This is a genomic window from Thiohalocapsa sp., assembly GCF_019695415.1.
In the GTDB taxonomy this organism is placed as follows: Bacteria; Pseudomonadota; Gammaproteobacteria; order Chromatiales; family Chromatiaceae; genus Thiohalocapsa.
In genome coordinates, this window is record NZ_JAIFKJ010000630.1 from 1 (window position 1) to 2,106 (window position 2,106).

At 61.0% G+C, this 2,106-nt stretch carries 2 protein-coding genes; both read left to right on the plus strand.

Annotated features, from left to right (window positions below; all coding sequences use genetic code 11):
- Window positions 1-365: 365 nt before the first annotated feature.
- Window positions 366-1,373 carry an amino acid ABC transporter substrate-binding protein gene (locus I6U14_RS17235; RefSeq protein WP_296900976.1) on the plus strand — a complete coding sequence of 336 codons (1,008 nt, stop codon included), beginning with the start codon at window positions 366-368 and terminating at the stop codon, window positions 1,371-1,373.
- 104 nt (window positions 1,374-1,477) lie between these two features.
- Window positions 1,478-2,106, plus strand: a 629-nt coding sequence (locus I6U14_RS17240; protein ID WP_296900978.1) for an ABC transporter permease subunit, incomplete at its 3' end; no start/stop codon positions are given.

Below are 2,106 nucleotides of genomic sequence, written 5' to 3' on the forward strand. Positions count from 1 at the left end.
GGGGCGCGGCTTCTCGCGCTCATGCAGAACGGCGGCACGCGTCTTCATGCCAAGCTCTCCGCGCTTGCAGTGGATTTGTGCATCGTTGCACAAGGTTTAACCGGCATTCGGCAGGATGCCCGCTCCGGCGGGGAAAATCCAGACCGGCCATGAGCGGACCGCCTGCGCCAATCTTCCACGGCCGGAGAGAACAGGAAACCACCATGAAATTCCGCTTTCCGCCACTCGACGTAAGAACGAGGCGCAAACCGCTTGTTAATCAACGAAACTTTTTGCTAGCTTCTGCATCCGGCACGGAATGTGCCTGAGCTAACGCGCAACACATTCATTTAACCACCAAACGAAAGGGGTTTGCGATGCGTGCTTTGGGACTCGCAATCAGCACGTTTGCCGCGCTGGCGCTGTCGGTCCTGCCGGCGTCTGCTGCCACGCTCGACGAAGTGACGGAACGCGGACATCTGCAGTGCGGTGTCGACGGCGGTCTTCCCGGCTTCTCTGCGCCGGATGACGAAGGCAACATGGCCGGTATCGACGCCGATTTCTGCCGTGCGCTGGCGGCCGCGATCTTCGGCGACGCCACTTCGGTCAAGTACACCAACCTGACCGCGAAGGAGCGTTTCACCGCGCTGACCTCCGGCGAGATCGACGTGCTCTCGCGCAACACGACCGACACGCTGACCCGTGACGCGACGCTCGGCGTCGAGTTCACGTACTACAACTACATCGACGGCCAGGGCTTCCTGGTTAAGGAGGAGCTGGGCGTTGACAGCGCCATGCAGCTCAGCGGCGCGAAAGTCTGCGTGCAGGCCGGCACGACCACCGAGCTGAACCTGGCCGACTACTTCCGCGTGAACGACATGGAGTTCGAGCCGGTCGTCTATGACACCTCCGTCCAGACCCGCGAGGGCTTCGACGGCGGCGCCTGCGACGTGCTGACCTCCGACAAGTCCCAGCTTGCCGCGATCCGCACCGAGCTGACCGACCCGGACAGCGCGGTCATCCTGCCCGAGACCATCTCCAAGGAGCCGCTCGGCCCGGTGACCCGCCAGGGCGACGCGCAGTGGCACGACATCGTCCGCTGGACGCTGTTCGCGCTCATCAACGCTGACGAGTACGGCGTGACGTCGGAAAACGTCGACCAGATGCGTGAGGAGAGCACCAACCCGAACGTGCGCCGTCTGCTCGGCGTCGAGGGCACGATGGGCGAGAACCTCGGCCTGTCGAATGACTGGGCCTACAATGCCATCAAGCAGGTCGGCAACTATGACGAGCTGTATCAGCGCAACGTCGCCCCGCTGGGCATCCCGCGTGAGGGCAGCGTGAACGCGCTGTGGACCGAGGGCGGCATTCTCTACGCCCCGCCGATCCGCTAATCTGAAAGAGCATTGGCCGGCGGCGTCCTCGCATCACGCGCGGATGCCGCCGCGCCGCCACCTCCGATCCGCCCCAGCGTGTTGCCCGATACCGAGGAAGCGATTTGAGCCGTAAAACCCGGATTCCGTTTTATCGTAATCCCGTTTATCGCGGTGTGGCGGCACAGATTGCCGTTCTGGCCTTCGTCCTATGGGCCTTCTATACAATTTTCACTAATACTGTCGCGAATTTGAACGAACGCGGCATCCAGACCGGCTTCGGTTTTCTTGGCGAAGTCGCGCCGTTCTCCATCGGATTTTCGCCGTTCATCGACTTTCAGCTAGGTGAAACGACGTATTGGACCGTTTTCTTTATCGGCATACAGAACACGATTATCGTCAGCGCTCTGGGGATTCTCGTCGCGACGATACTGGGCTTCCTGGTCGGCGTTGCGCGCCTGTCCCCGAATTTCCTTCTGTCAACATTCGCGTCGACCTACATCGAAATATTCCGCAACACGCCCTTGCTGTTGCAGATCATGTTCTGGAACTTCGCGGTCTTCCTGCCGCTGTTTCCCGGCCCGCGCGAAAGCCTGACGCTCGGCGAGGAGGTTTTCCTCAATAATCGTGGATTGTACCTGCCCCGCCCAATGCTGAGCGAAAACCTTGGCGCTTACGCGCTGCTGATCGCGATAGCGCTCGGACTCTTCGCGATTTTCGCTTTCAACCGTTGGGCCAGGACAAAGCAGTATCA